At 35.3% G+C, this 23,730-nt stretch carries 22 protein-coding genes; 14 read left to right on the plus strand and 8 right to left on the minus strand.

The window, feature by feature from the left end:
• Positions 1 to 13 precede the first annotated feature (13 nt).
• Together ACWZFG_RS12430 and ACWZFG_RS12435 are read left to right on the plus strand one after the other, a co-directional pair.
• Positions 14 to 1,081 (plus strand): sigma-54 interaction domain-containing protein, encoded by a 1,068-nt coding sequence (locus ACWZFG_RS12430; protein WP_177505107.1) that lies wholly within the window; start codon positions 14 to 16, stop codon positions 1,079 to 1,081.
• The gene (locus ACWZFG_RS12435; protein ID WP_177505106.1) at positions 1,078 to 1,797 is read left to right on the plus strand and encodes an MIP/aquaporin family protein; all 720 of its coding nucleotides are present in this window, start codon (positions 1,078 to 1,080) and stop codon (positions 1,795 to 1,797) included. The genes ACWZFG_RS12430 and ACWZFG_RS12435 overlap by 4 nt, the downstream gene beginning before the upstream one ends.
• 124 nt (positions 1,798 to 1,921) lie before the next feature.
• Here the strand turns inward: ACWZFG_RS12435 and ACWZFG_RS12440 are convergent, their stop codons facing one another.
• Positions 1,922 to 3,052, minus strand: a complete 1,131-nt coding sequence (locus ACWZFG_RS12440) for an acyltransferase family protein (protein ID WP_455577732.1) — start codon at positions 3,050 to 3,052, stop codon at positions 1,922 to 1,924.
• 319 nt (positions 3,053 to 3,371) lie between these two features.
• On the minus strand, positions 3,372 to 3,716 hold the full coding sequence (locus tag ACWZFG_RS12445) for a winged helix-turn-helix transcriptional regulator (protein WP_455577733.1): 345 nt from the start codon (positions 3,714 to 3,716) through the stop codon (positions 3,372 to 3,374).
• Positions 3,717 to 3,841: 125 nt separating this feature from the next.
• Here ACWZFG_RS12445 and ACWZFG_RS12450 point away from each other — a divergent pair, with 125 nt between their 5' ends.
• The 3 genes from ACWZFG_RS12450 to ACWZFG_RS12460 all read left to right on the plus strand — a co-directional run bounded on the left by ACWZFG_RS12450 (position 3,842) and on the right by ACWZFG_RS12460 (position 5,631).
• Positions 3,842 to 4,255: a cupin domain-containing protein gene (locus tag ACWZFG_RS12450; RefSeq protein ID WP_455577734.1), complete on the plus strand. Its 414-nt coding sequence runs from the start codon at positions 3,842 to 3,844 to the stop codon at positions 4,253 to 4,255.
• 129 nt (positions 4,256 to 4,384) lie between these two features.
• Positions 4,385 to 4,657 carry a helix-hairpin-helix domain-containing protein gene (locus ACWZFG_RS12455; RefSeq protein ID WP_177505103.1) on the plus strand — a complete coding sequence of 91 codons (273 nt, stop codon included), beginning with the start codon at positions 4,385 to 4,387 and terminating at the stop codon, positions 4,655 to 4,657.
• A gap of 86 nt (positions 4,658 to 4,743) precedes the next feature.
• Entirely contained in the window at positions 4,744 to 5,631 is an 888-nt protein-coding gene (locus ACWZFG_RS12460; protein ID WP_177505102.1) for an AraC family transcriptional regulator, read from the plus strand.
• A 58-nt stretch (positions 5,632 to 5,689) separates the two neighbouring features.
• On the opposite strand, the gene ACWZFG_RS12465 is transcribed toward ACWZFG_RS12460, so the two are convergent.
• Entirely contained in the window at positions 5,690 to 6,460 is a 771-nt protein-coding gene (locus ACWZFG_RS12465) for a GNAT family N-acetyltransferase (protein ID WP_455577735.1), read from the minus strand.
• Between the two features lie 329 nt (positions 6,461 to 6,789).
• On the opposite strand from ACWZFG_RS12465, the gene ACWZFG_RS12470 reads away from it, so the two are divergent.
• From ACWZFG_RS12470 to hdhB, 5 genes are all read left to right on the plus strand, one after another.
• The gene (locus ACWZFG_RS12470; RefSeq protein ID WP_455577736.1) at positions 6,790 to 7,377 is read left to right on the plus strand and encodes a GNAT family N-acetyltransferase; all 588 of its coding nucleotides are present in this window, start codon (positions 6,790 to 6,792) and stop codon (positions 7,375 to 7,377) included.
• A gap of 405 nt (positions 7,378 to 7,782) precedes the next feature.
• Positions 7,783 to 11,439: a dynamin family protein gene (locus tag ACWZFG_RS12475; RefSeq protein WP_455577737.1), complete on the plus strand. Its 3,657-nt coding sequence runs from the start codon at positions 7,783 to 7,785 to the stop codon at positions 11,437 to 11,439.
• Between the two features lie 223 nt (positions 11,440 to 11,662).
• The gene (locus ACWZFG_RS12480; RefSeq protein ID WP_177505559.1) at positions 11,663 to 13,240 is read left to right on the plus strand and encodes an AbgT family transporter; all 1,578 of its coding nucleotides are present in this window, start codon (positions 11,663 to 11,665) and stop codon (positions 13,238 to 13,240) included.
• 80 nt (positions 13,241 to 13,320) lie between these two features.
• Positions 13,321 to 14,580, plus strand: a complete 1,260-nt coding sequence (gene pepT / locus ACWZFG_RS12485; RefSeq protein WP_455577738.1) for a peptidase T — start codon at positions 13,321 to 13,323, stop codon at positions 14,578 to 14,580.
• Between the two features lie 188 nt (positions 14,581 to 14,768).
• On the plus strand, positions 14,769 to 15,554 hold the full coding sequence (gene hdhB / locus ACWZFG_RS12490; protein ID WP_455577739.1) for a 7beta-hydroxysteroid dehydrogenase: 786 nt from the start codon (positions 14,769 to 14,771) through the stop codon (positions 15,552 to 15,554).
• Between the two features lie 104 nt (positions 15,555 to 15,658).
• Here hdhB and ACWZFG_RS12495 read toward each other — a convergent pair whose 3' ends face one another.
• A complete protein-coding gene (locus tag ACWZFG_RS12495) occupies positions 15,659 to 16,627 on the minus strand; it encodes a hypothetical protein (RefSeq protein WP_455577740.1) in 969 nt (322 codons plus the stop codon).
• Positions 16,628 to 16,769: 142 nt separating this feature from the next.
• Between ACWZFG_RS12495 and ACWZFG_RS12500 the strand changes: the two genes are divergently transcribed.
• The 4 genes from ACWZFG_RS12500 (at position 16,770) to ACWZFG_RS12515 (ending at position 19,398) form a co-directional block, all read left to right on the plus strand.
• Positions 16,770 to 17,180, plus strand: a complete 411-nt coding sequence (locus ACWZFG_RS12500; protein ID WP_455577741.1) for a GNAT family N-acetyltransferase — start codon at positions 16,770 to 16,772, stop codon at positions 17,178 to 17,180.
• A gap of 39 nt (positions 17,181 to 17,219) precedes the next feature.
• Entirely contained in the window at positions 17,220 to 17,732 is a 513-nt protein-coding gene (locus ACWZFG_RS12505; protein ID WP_455577742.1) for an N-acetyltransferase family protein, read from the plus strand.
• Positions 17,733 to 17,841: 109 nt separating this feature from the next.
• Positions 17,842 to 18,723 carry a hypothetical protein gene (locus ACWZFG_RS12510; protein ID WP_418627054.1) on the plus strand — a complete coding sequence of 294 codons (882 nt, stop codon included), beginning with the start codon at positions 17,842 to 17,844 and terminating at the stop codon, positions 18,721 to 18,723.
• A 348-nt stretch (positions 18,724 to 19,071) separates the two neighbouring features.
• Positions 19,072 to 19,398, plus strand: a complete 327-nt coding sequence (locus ACWZFG_RS12515; protein ID WP_147669622.1) for a DMT family transporter — start codon at positions 19,072 to 19,074, stop codon at positions 19,396 to 19,398.
• 130 nt (positions 19,399 to 19,528) lie between these two features.
• Here ACWZFG_RS12515 and ACWZFG_RS12520 read toward each other — a convergent pair whose 3' ends face one another.
• The 4 genes from ACWZFG_RS12520 to ACWZFG_RS12535 all read right to left on the minus strand — a co-directional run bounded on the left by ACWZFG_RS12520 (position 19,529) and on the right by ACWZFG_RS12535 (position 23,571).
• On the minus strand, positions 19,529 to 20,710 hold the full coding sequence (locus tag ACWZFG_RS12520; protein WP_177505552.1) for a redoxin family protein: 1,182 nt from the start codon (positions 20,708 to 20,710) through the stop codon (positions 19,529 to 19,531).
• A 205-nt stretch (positions 20,711 to 20,915) separates the two neighbouring features.
• On the minus strand, positions 20,916 to 21,128 hold the full coding sequence (locus ACWZFG_RS12525; protein ID WP_455577743.1) for a winged helix-turn-helix transcriptional regulator: 213 nt from the start codon (positions 21,126 to 21,128) through the stop codon (positions 20,916 to 20,918).
• Positions 21,129 to 21,383: 255 nt separating this feature from the next.
• The gene (locus ACWZFG_RS12530; protein ID WP_177505551.1) at positions 21,384 to 22,712 is read right to left on the minus strand and encodes an MATE family efflux transporter; all 1,329 of its coding nucleotides are present in this window, start codon (positions 22,710 to 22,712) and stop codon (positions 21,384 to 21,386) included.
• A 46-nt stretch (positions 22,713 to 22,758) separates the two neighbouring features.
• On the minus strand, positions 22,759 to 23,571 hold the full coding sequence (locus tag ACWZFG_RS12535) for a MerR family transcriptional regulator (protein WP_177505550.1): 813 nt from the start codon (positions 23,569 to 23,571) through the stop codon (positions 22,759 to 22,761).
• Positions 23,572 to 23,730 lie beyond the last annotated feature (159 nt).

Below are 23,730 nucleotides of genomic sequence, written 5' to 3' on the forward strand. Positions count from 1 at the left end.
AGTAGGGGTTAATATGCTAAGAAATGGTTATGGGAATAGTTGGAGTGCGTCTCAATTAAAAATTGAATCATCGGAAACCAGGCGTTTGCGTGAGGAATATAGCAATGCAGCTTTTACAGGTTTTATTGGCAAGAGTCCTGAAATTTTAAGAGTGTTAAATTTGGCAGAAAAAGCGGCGCGAGTACAGTCGACAGTGTTGATTTGTGGGGAAAGTGGAACTGGGAAAGAGGTGATTGCTGAAGGGATTCACTTAGCGGGTGAACGTGCATTAGGTCCTATGGTCAAAGTGAATTGTTCAGCAATTCCAGAAACTTTATTAGAGAGCGAATTATTTGGGCATGAAAAAGGTGCATTTACCGGAGCCATAAAAAATAAATTAGGTAAATTTGAGCTGGCGGATAAAGGGACAATTTTTCTTGATGAAATTGGGGAAATGGATATTCGTATGCAGTGTAAATTATTGAGGGTTTTGCAGAACAAGACATTTGATAGGGTTGGAGGAGAAAACAGTATCTGTGTTGATGTCCGAATTATTGCGGCTACGAATCAGGATATGGTCAGTCTTATTGCCAAAGGTGAGTTTAGAGCTGATTTGTATTATAGACTCAATGTAATTCCCATTTATTTACCTAGTTTAGTGCAGCGCAAAACGGATATTCTTTTGCTTGCTGAACATTTTTTACATAAATATGCAAAAGTTTTCAATAAAAGCTTTAGTGGATTTAGTGAGGAAGCAATGCGCCTTTTATTGCAATACAATTGGCCGGGAAATGTAAGGGAGTTGCAAAATATTGTAGAGCGTGCAGTTGTCTTGACAGATCATTCCCGTATAGAAGCATCTGATTTGGAATTTGATTCTTATAATCGGATTGAAAAAAGTGAACCAAATCCTATCTATCAAAGTATTGTACAAGGGGAGTTATTAACGTTAGAAGAGTATGAAAAGCAGATTATAACAGCGGCGTTAGATAGATTTGGCAGCTACACAGCTGCTGGTAAAGCTCTTGGTATTACGCATAAAACAGTAGCAGCAAAAGCGCAGAAATATGGCATTAATTTTGAACGGGAGGCTAGAGTATGAGTCTTTATATAGGTGAATTTATTGGAACAATGATATTGATTATTTTAGGAAATGGCGTTCTTGCCAATGTTATTTTGCGGCGTAGCAAAGCTGAAGGGGCAGGCTGGATGGTAATTACAGTAGGTTGGGCATTAGCTGTTGTATTTGGTGTTTATTGCGCTATAGCAGCGGGAGCTTGGTATGCAGATATTAATCCAGTCTTAACGATAATCAGAGGCTTTATGGGCGGATATACACTACTTGAAATGATTGGTGTTATTGCTAGTCAGATTTTAGGTGCTTTTGTTGGTGCGTGCATTGTATGGATACATTTTTATCCGCATTGGAAGGAAACTGAAGAGAGCGAGTTAATTTTAGCTGTATTTACAACTGGGCCGGCAATTCGTAACGCTTGGACAAACTTAATTTCGGAGATTATTGGTACGGCGATGCTAGTTTTTCCATTCTTTGCGTTAACATCAGGAAAAGTATGGTCGATTCCAGCGTACTTACTTCCGTGTATTGTCGGATTTTTAATTTGGGCTATTGGATTAAGCTTAGGTGGCACTACCTGCTATGCTTTAAATCCAGCACGTGATTTTGGACCAAGGTTAGCACATGCTTTGCTCCCTATCAAGGGAAAGGGAGCATCTGATTGGAGTTATGCATGGGTTCCAATCGTTGGACCATTAATTGGTGGTGGTGTAGGTTTTTTGATGGCTAAGGTATGTTTTTAGAGAACTGCTATTGATAAAGTTAATTGCTTTTAACTCCGATTTTATAAGGGAAAGTTGAAAGTGGGATAAAAAAAGGATGCGAATACTGGATGGGCTTCATCCGAATATACGCAGCCTTTTTTATTTATTGTTTTCGTGCTACTTTAAACGGTGGAATTTTCAATACAATATATTTGCAAGTAAAATAACAAACGGTTAATGAACATATACATACTAAAAAATATTTGATGAATGCATTCGTCTCTAGTGGACGAAATAACCAGTTGAACTCCATAGCGATGTTATGATGAATAAAATAGATTGGATAAGAGATTGCTGATAATGTTGCCCAGATTGAATTGCTGTAATCGCAGCAGACTTTAAATAATGCGATGCTCCCAAAGACTGCACAGAGGCAGAAAAACGAATGCATGAGAGAGTTTAGAATTAGATATTGCTGTGGATCTAAATGAAACGTAGCCTGGCTATAGAGTTTATGAATAACATAAATGATCGAGCTTAGGGCAAATAGTGGACCCCATATTTTTGCTGAAGGATTATACCTACCTTCGATAAACCAATGATTACGATAGGCAATGATACCTAGTGCGAAATAGATTAAATAAAGTGGCACGCGAGTTGGTTGTAAAACGATTAGGTATAACGGATGAATCCAAGTTCCATCGCCATATGGTACGATTGTAGTTATCCATCCGATACCCAATGCACCTGCTAATCCAATGATAAAAAACAGAGCAGTTGAGGGAGCTGACGCAGTTTGATTTTGCTTTTTAATCTTTGGGAAAATTACACAAGCAATGTACATGAGTAGATACAGAACCATCAATGCACCTAAATACCAATATTGCCCTTGTTGATAAGCTTCACCCCAAAATAAATTGGTATAAAATTCCCAAAAACCCATAGACACAGAACGGCTTTGTAGCATGAGGTAAGTCAATTGTGGCGCAATAAGCATTGAGCCGAAAATCCATGGAAGACCAATTCGTTTCCATTTATCTAACCAAAATGTACTGGCTGATCTCTTGGCAAGAGATTTAATTCCAAAGTATCCCGAGATAAAGAACATGATTGGCATGATAAAGATATCGGCCCATATAACTAGAATATCTGCGGATAATACACGTTTTGGATCAATAACGTACCACCATTCTGGAACATAAATCATATAGGCAAGTGCAGCGTGAAATACTACGACTAACAAAATGGTTGCTGAGCGTAGATTATCAAGAAAAAAGAGCCGTTGTTTTTGCATATGGATACCCCCTTATTTATGATAGAGCAATTTGTAGCGTTGTCTGAGATGAAGGTATTTCAGACAACGAGGATTGGGTGCTCTATATTTAATTTTTAATGCAAGAATCATGCCAATCCGAAAAACAGCGATAGATCTACAGATAAAAGTAAAAAAATATAATTTAAGGTTTATAACCGGGGAATAATTCCCCGATTGTAGAAAGATTTTTCTTATAGTAAAAATCGTCTCATCTAAAATAATTATTGCGGTTAACGCAATTGTCATTTCAGATGAGACGATTTAAATGATTTCAAGTTGGACGTTGGTGGAGCATAAACTAGCCTTGATTCTTTTCTTTGTATTCGTTTCCCCAGGTGAACATAGCTTCCAGAATCGGCCTCAGGCTCATTCCCGTTTTCGTTAAGGTATATTCAACACGAGGCGGAACTTCAGCATAGACTTTACGTACCAAAAGATCATTCGCTTCCATTTCGCGCAGGTTACTTGTCAGCACCTTTTGTGTAATGCCCTCCACGGATTTTTTTAATTCGCCAAATCTTTTTGTTCCAGATAATAAATCGCGTAAAATTAGACATTTCCAACGGTTGCCGATTAAACTTAGCGTTACTTCTACAGGGCATGGTGGTAAATTTTTAATTGTCATAACTCCTCCATATATCACAATAGTATCTTTTAGGTAACTATAGCACTTTAAAGTGCTTACTTTACATAGGAAACTTATAATTTTATTATAAAGATACGGACTGCGAAAAACAAGTCTGAAAATAAACTCTGGGGGATTTATGAATGGAAAAGAAAAATTTTCAAGTTGTAAATATGGGAGATTTTAAAGATTTACTTGAAAAAGAATTTAATGGGGGGAAGGGAAAATATTTTATTGGGCAAGATATTGGGCTTACTGGATGTGAAGTTTCTATCAATTGCTTGCCAGCAGGGGAAAGTGTCCCATTTGTTCACGCGCATAAGAAAAATGAAGAACTTTATATTATTATAGACGGTAACGGGATTTTCTTTATAGACGGTGAAGAATTTCCTGTGCAAGAAGGGAGCTTAATTCGAGTTTCACCAAATGGGCAGCGCGCTTTAAAGGCTGGTGAACAAGATCTTTATTTTATCTGTATTCAAGCGCAGGCAAATAGCCTTGAACAAGCAACGATGAAAGATGGAATAATCGTAGAAACAAAAGCCTCTTGGATGTAAAAATATATAATAACATGAGAAAATCCTGCCCTATAAAATTGCAGGATTTTTATGCTAATTATAGAAAAATAGACAATGGATTTAGAAGTAATATATGTATTATGGATACGTTTAAAATAGGTGATATAAATGCAAAGTGAGAAGCTGTTGGCATTAAAAGAATTACAACAGATTCCCGGGGTGGGGAAAACGATTGCTAACGATTTGTGGAATTTAGAAATTCGGAAAATTTCAGATTTAAAAGGGAGGAAGCCCGAAAGATTATATGAAGACCTATGTAAGTATCAAGAGTGTAGAGTTGATCGGTGTATGCTCTATGTATCTAGATGTGCAGTTTATTATGCATCCACTGAAGAGTGTAATAAAGATTTATTGAAATGGTGGAACTGGAAAGATCGTTGAATCCTCTATGCTTGCAGAATCGGGCAATAAATGCAAGGTGCTTTTCTTGGAATTAAGATAAGATTATCAATGAGGGGGGATTGCGGATGAACTGGTTAGATAAAATGAATGTAGCAGTTAACTACATTGAAGAAAATCTCAGCGGAGAAATTGATTATAGCGTAATTGCAAAGAAAGCTTGTTCAAGTCTGTATCAATTTCAGAGAATATTTTCTTTTGTTGTCGATATGCCAATGTCTGAATACATCAGGCGTAGACGCATGACTTTAGCAGCGTTTGATTTACAAAACAGTGAAATGAAAGTGATTGATATCGCCTTGAAATATGGATATGAATCACCAGAAGCTTTTTCAAGAACGTTTCAGTCGATGCATAGTGTTACACCTACAATGGCACGGATTTCGGGAACAAAATTGAAAGCATATCCGCGTATCTCTTTTCAAATTTCAATTAAAGGGGACGTAGAGATGAATTATCGTATTGAAAAAGGGAATGCTTTTGTTATTCAAGGGGTTGAGCGCAAATTTGATTTAGCACATGAAGAAGAATGTTATCAAGAAATACCAAAACTTTGGACACAGTTATGTAATAGTGGCGAATTTGAAAAAATGATTAGTTTAGCGGATGTAAAATGTCAGAAAGGTAGCGCATATCCAATTAGGGCGTGTAGTGCGATGGTAGGCGATGGAACGAAATTTCGTTATATGATTGGGATTTCGTCACCGATTGGCAATAAAGCGTTGGCGCAATACAATCAGCTTGAAGTAAAAGCTGGGCTTTGGGCGGTATTTACCTCTGAATCTGTTTCAATGGAAAAGATTGCTGGGGCAATTCAAAAAATTAATAAACAGATTTATACGGAGTGGTTACCTACATCAAAATACGAACATGGGGATTACCAACAAGAGGTTTATTATATGGATGAATCAGGCAGTACATATTGTGAAGTTTGGTTAGCGGTTACAGAAAAATAATATACGCAAAAAAACACCTAATGAAATGAAGTGATTGCATTAGGTGTTTTTTTACTTTCTAATCTATAATAGATCTACAATTTGGGGCAGTTTTTTCTCTGAACCAATAGGTATACAAGCTGGAAAACCCTAGTTTTTTATATAAGCGTATTGCTTTTTCATTTAAGCTATGTACTTGTAAATATGCATGTGTTACATCTTTATTTAGACTGGTTTGTAGAATCGCTTGACAGATTTCTGAACCTATTCCTTGGCATCTAAAATTTTCATCTACGTGAATATCATAGAGACCGACAAATCCATCATCAATAACGCCTAACCCACAACCGACAACTTTATCGTTTCTTTTCGCTTTAATATATACGGTTTGCAAAGAAATTTTTTTAAATATATTGTATTGAATTTCTTGAAGTTTCTTGTCGCTTATGCCACTTAACTGCAAAGAACTATTTAACCATTCATCATCCATTGTATAGGACAATTTTATATCCTTTGAAATCTGAAATTTCGTATCGTTCATTTTGCATGTCATAAGATTGACTGTTTTCACTAAAGTATACCTAGATTTTTCTAATGCTATATCTAATTCTGGCGGAGTATGACTTGTTATTTTAAAAATTGTGGGAAGATTTTTTTGAAAATATTTTTCTTCACAAATTTTAATTTTATCTTGTATCTTTTTTTCGGATAAATAAAGAGGGTAAATACAGTTTGCTCGATAAGTATATCCATCTGAAAAACGTAAGAGCCATCCATCAAATAATTCAGTTTGTATTGCCGGAAAAGAATTATTGCTTAATTCTTCAATGCGCCTAATTATAGCATCCATTCTTCAACGTCCTTTCATTAATCCCTAAAAATTGTTTTATACAAATAATATAACGATTGGTTTATGAATGGAAGAAATACAATAAATTTATTTTTATAAGTAAAACATATAAATTATGCAATTTATTTGATTTTTTATTAAAACGTTCAGGTGGTCTTTATGAATTGGTATAGAGCCTTTTAATTTGACTGTTGCCGAGGGGGCACTTGTTCTTGAAGGTTTTCCTTTAAACAGTTAAAATTTATCTTAGGAAAATTCACAAAATTATTAGGTTTATGATAGAGTAATTATTGCAAAGTTTAGGCAACATAGAGGGGAAGTTGTATGACATGGAATATAAAGTGTATAGAGATGAAAATACGATTGAAAAGTTCCAATTTCTAGCGGAAATGCGGCTAAAAGAGTTTGCAAAATTTCCGTATCTTTATCAAGGCTCAATGGCAGAGGAAAAAGAATATGCGAAGGAATATCAAGTTCCAGGAGCCATTCTGATTACTTGTAGTGTGGCTGGAGAGGATATCGGGGTGATTTCAGGATATCCTTATCAATATAATCAGGGGAAATCGGCTAAAGTGGAAGTTGAGCTTGCCACAATGGGAATGGCTATGGATGAAATATATTACATTGGAGAAGTAATATTAATCGAAAAATATAGAAATCAAGGGATAGGCAAACAGTTAGAAAAAATGTTAGTTGATATAATCAAGAAAGAGTATAAATATGCCTTGGTCATTACTGTTGAGCGAAGTTTAGATGATCCTGATAGACCAGAGGGGTATCGTTATAAAAATGGACTAAGAGAAGGAACTGGATTCAAACGATTGCAAAATGAGATTGTTTACTCTTGGCCTGTAAAACGAAAATCTGGGATTAGTGAAGAGGAAAATGTAGTATCTGTGTGGGTGAAAAATATCTAGAAAGATAGCGAAAGTCGATGCGAAGACTTTCGCTTTTGTTTTTTAGGGATTATCTTACTGTGGCTAGACATTGCCCATTATAGCTCTTTAGTATACAATAAACATATTGCCTAATGACCAATAGTGTCGAAAAATTTTGTTTTTTAGGTGATAATTAAAATCGATCAAATGAAAATATAAGTTTGTATTTTTATATAAAACGCGGCTGTTTCAGTAGGAGTTTTAACTCCCGCTGAAAATAGACAAGTAATCCAGGGGCTTACAGTGTCTTTACTTCCGCCTGGAAGAAGCGGGGGTATTATAAGCAGAGAACCAAAATCTTTGATTTTGTGTGAATCGCTTATTTCGCTAGATGACTCTGTTAGCCATCGGATAAATAAGTTTGTTGTAAGGGGAATTTAGTTTATGCTTCAAACGACGGAATGCCAAAAGACAATTCAACGATTAAAAGGCAAGCTGTTTGCTGCTTATGAATATTTATTGAAACAGGAAGACCTTGAAAATGTTGAGAAAGTAAAGCAATTGGCAAAAAAATTAGTCAATGAAGAATTTGCGATTGCGTTTTGTGGACATTTTTCGGCGGGAAAATCTCGAATGATTAATCGATTGGTGGGTGAGAACTTACTGCCATCAAGTCCGATTCCAACGAGTGCCAATCTTGTAAAAGTAAAAGCGGGCGAAGAATATGCGAAGGTATTTTTTAAAAATGGGAAGCCACGCTTATATCGTGCGCCTTATGATTATAAAATGGTGAAAAACTACTGCAAAGATGGCGATCAAATTCAAGAGATTGAAATCAGTCATGCTGATATTGATTTGCCATTAAAGACGGTAATTATGGATACGCCGGGAATTGATTCGGCAGATGATGCACATCGCATAGCGACGGAATCGGCAATCCATCTTGCGGATTTGATTTTTTATGTGATGGATTATAACCATGTACAATCGGAATTGAATTTTATGTTCACGAAGGAATTAACGCAGGCAGGCAAAGAAGTTTATTTGGTGATTAACCAAGTAGATAAACATTCGGAAAATGAACTTTCTTTTGCGAACTTTCAATCAAGTGTAGTGGAATCCTTTGAATCTTGGGGTGTAAAGCCGGCAAATATTTTCTATACCTCATTAAAGGAAGATGAACATGAGCATAATGAATTCCCTGACTTGCAAAGCTTTTTAGCAGATCGTTTGGCAAAGAAGGATACGCTCCTATTAGCATCTATCCTTTCTTCTTTGGAAAAAATTCTCAAAGATCACGTTGTCATCGAAACGAAAAAAGGTGAGCAAACTTTGCAGCCACATCGGGAAATCTTAAACGAATTGTCAGCGGCGGAGTACGAAAAATTAGCCGAGAATTATCACAGTTTAGCCGAAGAAAAGTTATCTTTAGGTGGCGGGGTAGAAAAAGCAGATAAAGCGTTTGAGGCAGAAGTGAAAAGAATTCTTGATAATGCTTATTTAATGCCATTTGAAACGAGAGCTTTGGCAGAAACTTATCTTGCATCGTGTCAAAGCGAATTTAAAGTCGGGTTTTTATTTACTAAACAAAAAACTTTAGCCGAAAGACAAAAAAGATTAGATATTTTTTATGAAGCAATTACGGAAAAAGCAAAATCGCAACTTGAGTGGCATCTGCGAAATTTTTTAGTAACTTTCTTAAAGGAAAACAAAGTTGAAAATAAAGAACTGCTTTCACAAAGCCAAAGCTTTACTGTGAATTTTCAGCCTGAGCTATTAATGTCAGCAGTAAAACCAGGCGCACGGTTATCTGATACGATGGTTATCAATTATACTGCTGATGTAGCCAATGAAATTAAACGATTGGCGAAAAGCTATTTAGCAGTACAAAAAGCAGAGATTCTTACGGCGATTCAAGAAAGAAATACCGAGTTAGAAGCGAGAATCGCTAAGAAGTTAGCAGGCTTTCAGCGATATATTACTGCCTTTGAAGCGGTAGAGAATGCTAAACAGATGAGTAAGAATAAAAGAGAAATGCTTGAAAGATTAATAGATCAAGCCGAAGCGATGAGCGATACAACTTGTAGTTTGTTTCAGATACTCCCAGAAGAGGTTGAAGTCATCGACGGGCAAACCGGACAGGCGAAAGAAATCAAAGAAAAAGTGAGTTTGCCGACAAAGCAGATGCTTGAAGAAAAGCCAATAGTTTTGGCAAATCCATCTGCTGATCGAATGAAAGAGACGGCACAAAAGCTAAAGAAAACAGTAGAATTGGTGCAGGATTTACCTGGGTTTAAAAAGCTTGCCGACGAGCTTAGTGAAAAAGCGGCAAGGCTAGAAAACAAAGGTTTTACTGTTGCATTATTTGGTGCATTTAGTGCCGGGAAATCTTCGTTTGCCAATGCGCTTATCGGCGAAAGTGTATTGCCTGTTTCGCCAAATCCGATGACGGCGGCGATTAATAAAATTAAACCGGTAAGTAAAGAGCATTCGCATGGGACAGTCGTCATTCAAGTGAAAGTAGCAAGTGTTATGTTAGAAGATGTAAATCATGCACTGCACTTATTTGATTGCCATGCACAAACGCTTGCGGATGCAGTAGAATTGGTTGAAAAACTTAGTGGTGATTTAACGGCACAAGGGGCGGTTGAAAAGACAAATTATACTTTTTTACAAGCGTTTAAACGTGGCTATCATACGTTTTGTGGACAATTGGGGAAGGTAATTGAAACGGTCATTGCAGATTTTGGCGATTATGTTGCGAAAGAAGAAAAATCTTGTTTTGTGGAATGGATTGACCTTTACTATGATTGTCCATTGACGCAAAAAAATATCACGTTGGTTGATACTCCGGGGGCGGATTCTATTAATGCCCGTCATACCGGCGTAGCCTTTGATTTTATCAAAAATTCTGATGCAATCTTATTTGTGACGTATTATAATCATGCATTTTCAAAAGCAGACCGCGAGTTTTTGATTCAGCTTGGTCGTGTAAAAGATTCTTTCCAGCTTGATAAAATGTTCTTTATGATTAATGCGATTGACTTGGCAGAAAATGATGAAGAAAAAAATGCGGTTACTTGTTATGTATATGAACAGTTGCTGAAATATGGGGTTAGGAATCCTCATTTATATGCATTGTCGAGTTTGATTGCGCTGAAGGAAAAACAAACGCAAAGCAACCTGCCTGTTTCAGGAATGTGGCATTTTGAAGAAGCGTTTTATCACTTTATTACGAATGATTTAGCCAATATGGCAGTGAAAGCATCTGAAAATGAATTGAAACGCGTGTATCATTTAGTGGAAAAGCTGATAGATAGCACCAAAGAGGATGCTGGAGTAAAGCAGCAGAAACGCGAAAATATGAAAGCAGAGAAATTAGCGATTCATGATATTTTTGCCCAGCAAACAGCAGAAAATTTAAAACATCGTCTTCATCAAGAAGTAGAAGAATTGATTTATTATACAAAGCAAAGAGTGTTTTTGCGTTTTAACGATTTCTTCAAAGAGTCGTTTAATCCGACGGTGTTACGTGACGATGGACGCAATTTAAAAAAGGTTTTACAAAACTCGCTTAGTGAATTGCTGGAGCAAATCGGCTTTGACTTTGCGCAAGAAATGCGGGCAACGACGGTAAGACTAGATCGCTTTGCTGAAAAGATCATGGCTGATTATCAAATCGTGCTAATGGAAACGACTGCTGAGGTAAACCAAGATGTATCTTTTTCAGTCTTTGAATTTGAATACAAAGCAGAAATTGATTTTGATGTAGCTTTCCAAGAGCTTTCAAAAGACTTGTTTGCGAAAGCAATGGGATACTTTAAAAATCCAAAAGCGTTTTTTGAAAATAATGAAAGTAAATTAATGGGTGATGAAATATACCGTGTGCTAAATATTGCAGCGGACGACTATTTGCAAAAAGAACAAGCGCGTATACAGTTGTTTTATGATAATGTAATGAACAGTGCATTTGAAAAGTTTATTGCGCAAATGTATGCGCAGGTAGATGATTTCTATCTAAGCTTAATTTCCACGCTAGATGGTGGAGTGCCAGCGGCGCGCTTAGATGAAATTAAAATGAATTTAACAACAATTATCTAAATGATTCACTTGTAATAGACGACTTATCCGATGGCTGACGGTGTTATCTAGTGGAAGCTATTATGCAGAATAAGGACTCTCGCATGAATAACTTTAATTAGGTAAATATACCATTGGTCATCGGATAAAAACTGCTATTTGCAAAGGTCTATTTTTTATTACCTTTTTACATTAATTCAAATAATAAAATAATAATTAACATTTATTCCAAAGGAGACCTCAAATGGGAAAAGAGAAGGAAACAACACAAAGTATTTCTACTTCAAGTTATGGAGTAGGCGGGTTTTTAGGATGGGTTGAAAAGGTTGGGAACAAAATTCCTGATATCACCATGCTATTTATTACAGCATTTTTTATTACCTGTATTATTTCAGCGTTTTTATCGCAAATGACTTTTGGGTATGTGCATCCAGCGACAGGTGAAGCAATTACTGTGACAAATATGCTTAGTGCAGAAGAGCTAGTGACGTTAATGACGAAAATGGTTACGAATTACTCTGGATTCCCTCCGCTTGGTATGGTAATTGTAGCGACTTTAGGGATTGGGATTGCAGATGGCTCTGGTTATATTAATACAGCATTGAAAAAAATCTTATCGGTTACACCGAAAATACTAATTACGCCAATTGTTATTTTGGTAGGTATGCTTAGTCATTTGGCGCCGGATTCTGGCTATATGATTATCATTCCAATTGCTGCCTATATGTTTTATGCCTCTGGTAAACATCCTTTATCGGGGATTGGGGCATCTTTTGCCGGGATAGCTGGTGCGTTTGCTGCAAACTATACACCATCTGCGATTGATCCGGTGATTCAAGGTTTTACGCAGACGGCTGCACAAATTATTGATCCAACGTATGAAGTAAATGTTTTATGTAACTATTTTTATGCTTTTGCTTCTACGTTTATTGTTATTGCAAGCTGTTGGTGGGTGACGGAAAAAGTTTCTGAACCTTGGCTAAGAAAAGCTTGCCCAATAGATAAAGATATTGATATTCCGACAGAAGATATTACAAGTATTACGCCTAGAGAAAATCGTTCTTTTTATCTAGCGACAGGTGTATTAATTGCGATGTTAGTTGGACTTGTATTCGCTTTATTGCCAACAGATTCTATTTTACGTGATCCACAAGGGAATATTGCTAGTTTTAAAGCACCAATTATGCAATCTATAGTTGCAGTAATCTTCTTACTTTCAGCGATCACTGGGATTGTTTATGGGATTTGCAGTGGCAAGTTTAGAAGCTCACAAGATTTTACGAAATCTATGGAAGATATAACAAAAACATTGATTCAGCTTATCGTGTTCTATTTCTTTGCAGCGCAATTCATGTATGTTTTTGGTGCATCCAATATTGGTGCATTAATCGCCGTTGCTGGTGCGGAGTTCTTAAAAGCTTTAGCATTGCCTCCGCAAATCACGATATTTGGCATTATCATCTTCGTCGCATTTTTAAATCTTATTATCACTTCAGCTTCGGCGAAATGGGCAATTCTAGCACCAATTTTTGTACCGATGCTGATGGCTGTAGGGATTGCACCTGAATTAACGCAAGTAGCATTTCGTATCAGTGATTCAGCAGTGAATGTGTCTACGCCGATGTTTGCGTTTTATCCATTAATTATTATTTATTGTCAAAAGTACTATAAAAACACGGGTGTTGGAACATTAAGTTCCTTGATGATTCCATATACGATAGCACTTTTAATTAGCTTAACAATTATGTTGTACTTATTCTGGTGGTTTAATATTCCGCTTGGTTTCCAAGCTGATTACGTTTATCCAAGAAGTATGTTTTAATTCTATATTTTGCTCTATGTAGTGATTAGCTTTAAAAAACTAATCACTACATAATATGATAAAGAATTTTTGGGGGAGGCATGAAAATGCAAGAACAACTTGTAGATCGGTTTTATCGTTATGTTGCAGTAGAAAGCCAAAGTATACAAAATGGAGGAATTGAAGTTCCTAGTAGTGATGGACAATGGGATTTAGCTAAACTTTTACATAAAGAGTGCGAAGAGCTTGGTTTAGTAGAGTTAGAGTTAAGCAGTAAATGTATTTTGACAGGTCGTTTGCCGGCCAACTTGCCAGCAGATTGCAGCCGCAAGATTCCTTCCGTTGGGTTTGTAGCACATTTAGATACAGTGGATGTTTGTTTAAAACCTGAAATTCATCCACAAATAGTAAAAGATTATGATGGAAAAGATATTGCTTTGAATAAAGAACAAAACATTGTACTTACGGCGGCCGAGCATCCAGAGATTTTAAAATATAAAGGGCAAGATATTATTGTTACTGATGGTACTAGCGTTTTGGGGGCAGATAATAAAGCTGCGATTGCAAATGTAATGACAGCGCTATCAACGTTAGCTAAAGATAAAACAATTTATCATGGTGATATTTATATTGCCTTTGTTCCTGATGAAGAATGTGGATTATATGGTTCGAAAAATATGGATTTCAGTAAGTTTCCTGTCGATTTTGCCTATACGATTGATTCGTGTGAACTTGGCGAAGTTGTATATGAAACATTTAATGCTGGATGTGGAAAAGTTACCATTCATGGTGTTAGTGCACATCCGATGAGTGCAAAGGGCGTATTAGTAAATCCGACATTAGCGGCAGTGGATTTTATCAATATGTTTAATCGGCAAGAAACTCCGGAATGTACCGAAGGTAAAGAGGGGTATATCTGGTGCCAAGGTGTTACTTCGAATCAATCGACAGCAGTCGTGGAGCTAAATATTCGTGACCATTCTAAAGAGAAATATGAAGCGCGGAAACAAATGATAAATGAAAATGTAGAAAAATTGCGTCGTTTATATCCACGAGCAAAAGTTGAATGTGAAATTGCAGATATATATGGCAATATTGCAGATGCAGTTACCGCGGAAAATAGAAAGGCAATTGATTATATCTATACAGCTATGGATAATTTGGCGATTGCACCAAAAACCATTGCTATGCGTGGCGGTACGGATGGTTCATTTATTTCTACGAAGGGGATTTTGACGCCGAATTATTTTACCGGTGCACATAACTTCCATTCGCAATTTGAATTTCTACCTGTACCATCCTTTGAAAAATCTTATCAGATGACAATGACAATCATTCAACTTATTTACGAAGGAAAATAAAAAATATAGACAGTGCATAAATAGAAATGCCGAAATACAAGTGGACTGCAAAGTAGAGTACAGTCATGTGTTTCGGTATTTTTATATGAATTTTTAATAAATCTCCATTTTTTGCTTAAGATATAAGAAACGCTAATTTTGATTATTGTAATTAAATTTTGAAGTTAAATAAATGGAGGAAGCTAAAAATGGACTTTCGCGAAAAGTATGGGCAATGGGCAATTGTATTAGGTGCTACTGAAGGGATTGGGAAAGCGGCTGCATTTGAGTTTGCTAGAAGAGGGATGGATGTCATTTTAGTCGGTCGAAGAAAAGAAGCTTTAGAAGCTTTGGCAAAGGAAATTCATGTGGAAACGGGGCAGGAAATAAAAGTATTGCCACAAGATTTGTCCAAATATGATGCGGCGGAAAAATTAATTTCTGCAACCAAAGACTTAGATATGGGGGCGGTGAATTATGTTGCGTGTCTACATGCGATGGGAGAATACAATAAAATTAATTATGAAACATATGAACAAATGTATAGGGTAAATATAAGGACATTTTCAAGACTATTACATTATTTTATTGGAAAATTTAAAGAGCGAAATCGTGGGGCATTCATTACGATAGGTTCTTTATCAGGATGGACTTCGCTGCCATTTTGTGCTGAATATGCCGCACAAAAATCTTACATGATGTTAGTTACTGAAGGTGTAGCCTATGAATGTAAAAATACAAATGTCGATGTGCTCTTATTAACTGCAGGTGCAACAATTACACCTACTTGGCTTAAAAATAAGCCAGCTGACCCTAAAGCCGTAGCCGCGGCTATGTACCCTGAAGATGTCGTTAAAGATGGTTTTGATCAGCTAGGCAAAACCTATAGTTATTTAGCTGGTGAGATAAATAGAGAAAACATGCAAAAAAATAGATGTTTAGATAGAAATGAAGTAATTGAGAAATTAGGAAAAATGTTTGAGCATTTAGCTTAGTCTATAGAAAAAATTTTTGTACAAATAAAGTAAAACTCCTGCTTATTTATGCATTGCATTGGCAGGAGTTTTACTTTTTTATTGGAATACAAGCAAGAATCGGATTAAATAGAATTAAAATTGTTTTCCGTTGGAATAATCTTGGGGATTTGATTTTTTGCGCAACGGAATGTGGACAATTCGTTATAAATTTCTACTCTTGCTTGATTTATTGCACCGAGCGGCTTATGTTCGATAAGACTGTTTGCTGGAGAGTAGGTTAAGCTTTCAGAAAAATAGGCACGCTCTTTCGTATTAAAGTTTTGAGCGAGAATGCGGATTTCAGCTATTTTGATAGGCTTAGATTCTGTTTCACTCCATTGAATGCTGACATCATCTAGTGGCATTTTTATTTTATTTCTTTGAAGTTGTATGCAGAAGTCAAAAGTTGCATCGTTAGTAAGTAAGTGACGTTGCATATTTGTTGATAGGTATGCGTCAGTTAAGTCTTTAGGTAGGGTGCTATGATAAGTAGACGTTGGGCGCAGAAGGTATTTTACTGCATTGTTTCCAAACGCATAGGGAGTTATGCTCCAATATCTAATATCTAAAGGGCTTGTATCATGTTTTGTCATTTTATAAACTTGTATGAACTTGGTTAATTTTCCTTGAAATAACGTATTGAGGAATAAGTAGAAAGGATTTTTTAATCCCCAGTAGAGGACTTCGTTAAATTCATTTAATGTCCCAAAGGGCAAGGTAGGGCAGCTTGCTAAAATAAAATCTTGAGAGAAGTTTGTTTGGGTATCATCGATTAACTTTATCGCAACGCCACGGACGTCTTTTAGTTTATCACTAGTGAATTTTGGGTTAGAGTTTGAAAAACGTATAAATGCGGGATATCTCTTGGATTTTCGGAATAAACCAATGCGTAAATTTTCAGGGAGGTCAGGACATATCGTAAAATATCCTTTAAGTAATCCAAGGCTTTTCGTATGGGCGGCACGCATTATGAAGCTGGAATTTTGATCTTTTATCATCATTTTCTTTAAGATTTCAATGATATCTCCTGTCGTTACTTTATTTTTTGTCAAAGGTAACCCATCTCCCTTAATATCAGCGTACAAATCATTTGATACTATTATGTAGAATAAATAAGTCGGTTATACAGTTGTGGATATAGTGTACTTTAATCACTTAAAAATATAATTAATTTATGAAATGGAGGATGGGCAAATGGCAGTAGTATTTACAGAAGAAAAGAAGTTTACGAGGGAAGATATAGAAGGATTGTTTTTGTCAGTGAACTGGGAGTCTGGTCGATATCCAAATCGGCTTTTTAAAGCATTATTACATTCATCCACAGTATTAACTGCCTGGGATGGTAAGAAGCTGGTAGGTTTAATTCGGGTGCTGGATGATAGTGAAATGCTGGCTTACATGCATTACGTATTGGTGCATCCAGACTATCAAGGGCAAGGCATTGCGGGGCAGATGGTAGAGAGAATGAAAGAAAAGTACAAAGAATATCTTTATCTCGAACTTTCTCCCGAAGAAAGTAATACAAATTTCTATGAAAAACATGGATTTCATAGAAGTCCAGAGGGTGTCGCTATGCAGATTTGTAACTTTAACAATAAGGATTAGAATATAGAAGTATAAATGTATGTTGAAAGGGATTGAAAAATGATTCGAGAAGCAACGAAAAATGATTTATCAGACATATTAGAAATTTATAATGATGCGATATTAAATACAACGGCAGTTTATGATTATCAAGCGCATACGCTTGAGGATAGAGTTTTTTGGTATGAAAATAAACGACAGGCAGGATATCCACTACTTGTTTTTGAAAGGGATGCAAAAGTTGTTGCTTATGCTACCTTTGGACCTTTTCGAGCATGGCCAGCATATAAGTACACCATAGAACATTCTGTATATGTACACCAAGATTATTGTGGGGCAGGGATTGCAACGCAAATGATGCAGGAAATTATAAAAATAGCGACTGGAAGAGAATACGCAACACTTGTAGCTGGGATTGATGCAGCAAATGAAAGTAGTATAAAATTACATAAAAAGCTCGGCTTTGAATTTTCAGGTACAATAAAAAAAGCAGGTTTTAAATTTAACCAGTGGCTAGATTTATCGTTTTATCAGTTAGAATTAAAAGGACCGAAGAAGCCTATGGAGGAATAAAAGAATTCGTTGTATTTTCCAGGAAAGTCATTATTTTAAAACGTTTATTGACTTGTTCTAGATTCTAATCAAAATTTTGGGGGGAGATTATATGAAAAGATTATTTATTATGCTAGTAATGCCCCTGACAATTATGTTTGTTATGCCTCAGCAGACGAGCGTTGTAGAAGCAAAATGTCCACTGATCCCAGACTCAGGAACGATCGAGGTGTTGGCAACTAATAGGATTTATAAAGTTGGTGAGGCTTTTCAGACAGAAAACATAGGGATATTTGTCTATGGTGATAGAGGACGTTACAAATACTATGGTCACAAACAATTAAGATATTGGGCAAATGGTGTACCGATTTCAGATGGCTACAGATTTAAAGAACCGGGTAAAAAGAATATCACGGTAAAATACAAGGACAAGCAAGCAAACTATGAAATACAGGTTTTCCCTGCTGATTTTAAGAGCAACGTCAGGGAATGCTATGTAAGCAGTGGGAATTTAAATCGTACCTACAGGCAAAACCTAGATAAATTTAATCCTGCGGATATTGTAGTTCATTGTGTTTTTACGGATGGGACTTCGCGGAACTTTAGGAGTTCGGATTTAGAATTCCTTGCAAACGGCAATAGGATAACGAAGGGGTATAGATTTAAGGAAGCTGGTCAGAAAAAGTTTGTGATCAGATTGGGGAACCGCGATATCGAGCAGACACTCACGGTTACTCCTACATTTAATAAATCGGTTCTGCGTTATGAACTCATCAGCCGACCTGAGCAAAGCATCTATGAAGTTGGGGAGAGCTTTCATACCTGCGAATATACAGTCAGATGTTATTTCCAAGATGGGACGGTGAAGGATTATTCAGGAGATCAACTGGATATAACTGCAAATGGGGTGCAAATGTATGAAAACTATGCATTTACCACTCCAGGAGAGAAAAAGGTGGTTATATCTCTAGGAGATTTTAAAGAAAGATCAACAATAGCAGTCGTAAGGTAAAATGATCGTTCAATTATAGAAAAGTAGAGACACATAAAATCGTACCTTTAGATTGGCACTAAGGGAAAAAGTGTTTTGTCTATAGGTGCCATTTTATTTTGTATACTATTTATAATATCGGGAAGAACAATTGGAAATAAAAGATAATTGTAATATATGCGATAGGAAGAAAATGCAAAAAGTTTGTTTAATTCTTGATTTGAATCAAGATATAGAGGATTATGGTTAGAATTATCCATAAATCAACAATAACTTAGTAAAGAAAGGATTAGTTATGCCAAAAAAAGAAAAGGCGCAAGAGAGCATTTTGTATGATGCTAATAATGATATTTTTAAGGGGAATAAAACATGAATGGGTATATTTTTTTGGGAATCGCAATCATTTTAGAGATTTTTTCGACTTCTATGATGAAAGCCTCAGAAGGTTTTACTAAAATGCTGCCATCAGTGATTTTTATTATTGGAATGGGGATTTCCTTTTATTCTCTATCGCAAGCGTTGGCAAGTATTCCATTAGGAATTGCTTATGCAATTTGGTCTGGAGTAGGGACTGCATTGACAGCTGTAATAGCCGTTTTGATTTGGAAAGAACAATTAAATCTATATACGGTTATTGGAATTGTACTCATTATTGCTGGCGTAGCAATATTAAATTTAAAGGGCTCCGGGCATTAACGTGGAGAGAAGTAAGAAACTATAATAAGAACATATACTGGGAAATAAGTCTTTTTCTCCGTGTAAAAAGCATCAGCCAAGGCTGATGCTTTTTTATATACTAATACCGTAGCTATAATCTAAATGATATTTATTTTGCACTTTCTATCAGGTTTTTCATGGTGCTTTTATTCATGGCACCTGGAACATATTTTACGACATAGCCATCTTTATCAATGATAAAGGTTGATGGAAACGCATTAATTCCATACTGATAAACTAAACTCCCTTTATGATCAAAAACTACAGGGAAAGTATGTCCTTCCTTTTTTAAGAATTCCTCTATATATTTTTGATCGCCTTCTCTCCCTAGATTTGGTGAGGCTACGCCAATAATCACTACATCATGATTATTTTCATTATAGTCTTTGTATAGTGCTTCTATATCGGGCATTTCTGCTCTGCATGGGGGGCACCATGTTGCCCAAAAATTTAAAAATACTGTTTTACCTTTATATTCGCTTAGTTTATGTTCTTTCCCATATTGATCATATAAAGTAAAATCTAAAGCTGCTAATTTTTTTGGTTGTTCTTTATTTGTATTATTTTTTCGGGTTTCTACTGGAGTTTCGTTATTCATCCTATTAACTTCTAGCATGTCGCTAACTCCATTGAATAAAATCATTAAACCTGAGAGGATTAGAACTATGCCACCGATTTTTTTTATTTTAATCATATGAAGTTTGATTTTATCTACACGATGAACTAACTTGTTATAGAATAATGAAAAGAAAATAAAGGGCAAGATAAAGCCTAATGTATATAAGCCTATCAGCAAATAGGACATTGTTGAGCTATCTGCACTTGAAGACAATATTAAGACCGAAGCAAGTATAGGTCCTATACATGGGGTCCAGCCAAAACTAAAGGTAAATCCCAATAAAAATGCTGTGAATGGATTCATTTCCTTTGATTTTATTTGTAATCTTTTTTCTTGATTTAAAAAATTCGATTTTATAATATCCATATAGAATAATCCCATGAATACAATAAAAATTCCACCGATGATCATCATGATATCTTTATTTGTATTAAAGAAGGAGGTTAAAATATTTAATGACGAACCTAATAAAAAGAAGGTTGTTGAAATTCCTAAGGTGAAAAATAACGTATTTTTAAATAGTGAATTTTTAATAACGCTATTACTTTTTATATCATCTAGATTACTGTTTGACAGCATGCTTAAATATACGGGTAAGATCGGAAGTATACACGGTGATAAAAAGGAAATTAATCCTTCAAAAAATACTACGCCTAAATTAAAATTCTCCATAAAACTCTCCTTGATAAAGTTTTTCTTATTTATACTATACAATTAAAAAAGCTTAAGTTAAATTAGTTACTTTTTAGTAACCGATTTAATTTAAGTTTTTTATGATGATATTAGATTAGAATGAAAAAAATTCATAGATTTAGTATAAGAAAATGTCTATCATTAACAAAGAAATTGATTCATAAGGCACTTTTGGCGCGGATATTTAATGGCAAGATAGATTTTTATCATCCAAAATTATCATTGATTTTAGTATTGGCAATAAGCCTAATCCATTTTTGCTTAAATAATAGATAGATTCTACGGTATTATTTTTTGCTGTTTTTTCATTGATTACAATTTCCTTATGAATCAATAACTCTAACTGCTGCATTAGCATTTTTTGTGCAACCATCAATAGATCTTTGTAATTCGCCAAACCTCATTTTATTATCTTATAATTGCCATAGGATGATGGCAACCCATTTTTTACCCAATATATTTGATATGGATTCTAGAGGGCAATCATATGCCTCTTGTTCTATATCATACATTATTATAGTCTCCTAAAGGTTATTTCATAGTGCTCTATGTTAAAATTGCATGTATAGAAATATATTATTCGATTATTTGGTGAAAGTCATCTAGAATAAAGTGCGCTATTTATTTCAGCGCTTTTTTATATCAAAAGTTATTATAATTGATTTGTTTTAAATTGATTATAAAATAGTATCATTGATAGACTCAATGTTATGAGTTCTGCAATCGGTACTGCAAGCCATATACCTTGAATACCAAATAATTGGGGGTAAATGATAATGCCAATAGATATCCAGATTAATCCCTTATTTAAAGCAATAATGGCCGATTTTCCTGGGCTACCGATAGCGGTAAAGAAACCTGACGCGATAATATTAAGACCACTAATAAGGAAAGCAAAAGCATATATTTTAGCACCAGTTACAGCAAAGTTTAGAATTTCACTATTTTCTACATTAAGAAAAATATAAATTAGATTGCTTCCAAAACTAAATATCGCAAAAAAGATCGTTATACCGATGAGCGTTGCAGTTATTGCTGTTAATCCTAATACTTTCTTGATCCGCTTAATTTGACGGCTACCATAGTTATAGCTAACGATGGAACCTATTCCATCAGATAAGCCGAGCAAGATATTAGTACCAATAAATGTTAGGTAACTTATTGCCGTGAATGCTGCTACGCCTAGTTCTCCTGTATAACGAATTAGTGTAATATTAAATAAAAAGGTGGTTATAGCCGTTCCAAGTTCTCCAAGCCCTTCGGATGAACCATTATAAATAATATTATACGCTATTTTTTTATCAAAACTGCCGCCAGATAAGACTGTTTTATTGGCTGTTGCAAATGGAATTACAGCTAAAATAACAGCGAAGCAATAAGCAAATCCTGAGGCTAATGCGGCGCCCTTAATGCCGATGTTTAGTTGTATAATCATTATATAACTAAGTAGTATGTTGAGTACGATTGCGAATACTAGCGTTATCATGGCATAAGTAGGTTTGCCTATAACTTTTAAAACATAGTCGAGAACCAGCATCAATCCGATAAATGGCAAGAATATGCTAGAATATCTAATGTAAGTGACGGTGTCCTCAATAATTTCATCATTTGCACCTAAGAACATAGCAATATGTTCTGTAAAAAGTATTGAAACCAATGTTGTCAAAATACAAATAGCTGTAATCATAATTATAGCGGTTTTAAAAGCATTTTTAGCATTTGTATGATTTTGTTGGCCAAGTGATCTTCCAATGATACTTTGTACTCCGATGCCAAATATAATGCCGATAGTAAGTATTATACTATTAAAGGGCATCGCAATATTTGTGCTAGCTAGACCATTTACACCGATATAGTTACCAACAAAGTATCCATCTATGATAGCATCCATTCCTAAAACTAACATACCTATAATTGCGGGAACGCTATATTTAATAAAAAGCTTCCAAATTTTTTCCTGACCTAAAACATTTGTATTCATGTTACTCACCTCATTGGAGAGTTTAAACCATGAAGTAACTACAAGGTCAAATGTTTTTTTCAGCTTTTATCCATACTTCATAAAAATCTAACTGTTCGCTATGACAGCTTGCCATATAGTGACCATATAACGGGCCAGCGATGTGGTATTGGTTGTTATTTAGCCAAACTTTTGCTTCAACTAAAGTATCATTGACATCAACACTATAATTTGTTGCTAGGATCGTATACAAATACTCGCCTTCATCCATGTTGCTAAGTCCAAGACTTTTCAAGCGCTCGACTAGTGTATAATCATCATTATCAATAAATATGCCAAATTTAATTGAGTTGAAATTAGTATTTTGTTGTAGATCTTCTTCGGTTATTAGTAGCAAATATTCAATCGTATGTATAGAATGCTTATCTATTTTCTTTAAGTTATTTATTAGAGTAAAAAGGTCATTATCATGTACCCCCATAATTTTAAATTTAAAGTTTGGGGTGGAGACTAGTTTGAATTGGCCAATATGATTGACACTAGCCTCATATTGTTCTACTACTTTGGCGAGTATTTCTTGTTGGTGTTGAATTTCGTCTATTTTACGTGACAATAATCGCTGTTTTGCATTTAAAAGCATTATGATTTCTTTTAAATTTTTAGTTTTGATAATTTCGGCGATATCCTTCAATGGAACATCCAATTTACGAAAAAATAATATGTCCATAAGTATTACAATATCTTCGTAAGAATAACTTCTATAACCATTCTTTTTATTTTTATTGATTGAAATTATGCCTGCTCTTTCATAATAGCGCAATGTTTCAGGAGATATATCAAACAGATTGGCTATTTCTCCAATTGACCAGCTTTTGTTCATTATGATTACCTTCTTTGATGTTATATATTATAAATACAGCTGTTTTAGTAGGGACCAAACCCCATTGAAAGCAGATGAATAATTTAGGGATTTACCGTGTCGTTACTTCCGTTAGAAGAATGGGGTATTATAAATAAACAGTTAAAATCTTTGCTGTTG

Source organism: Anaerosinus sp. (assembly GCF_965318445.1).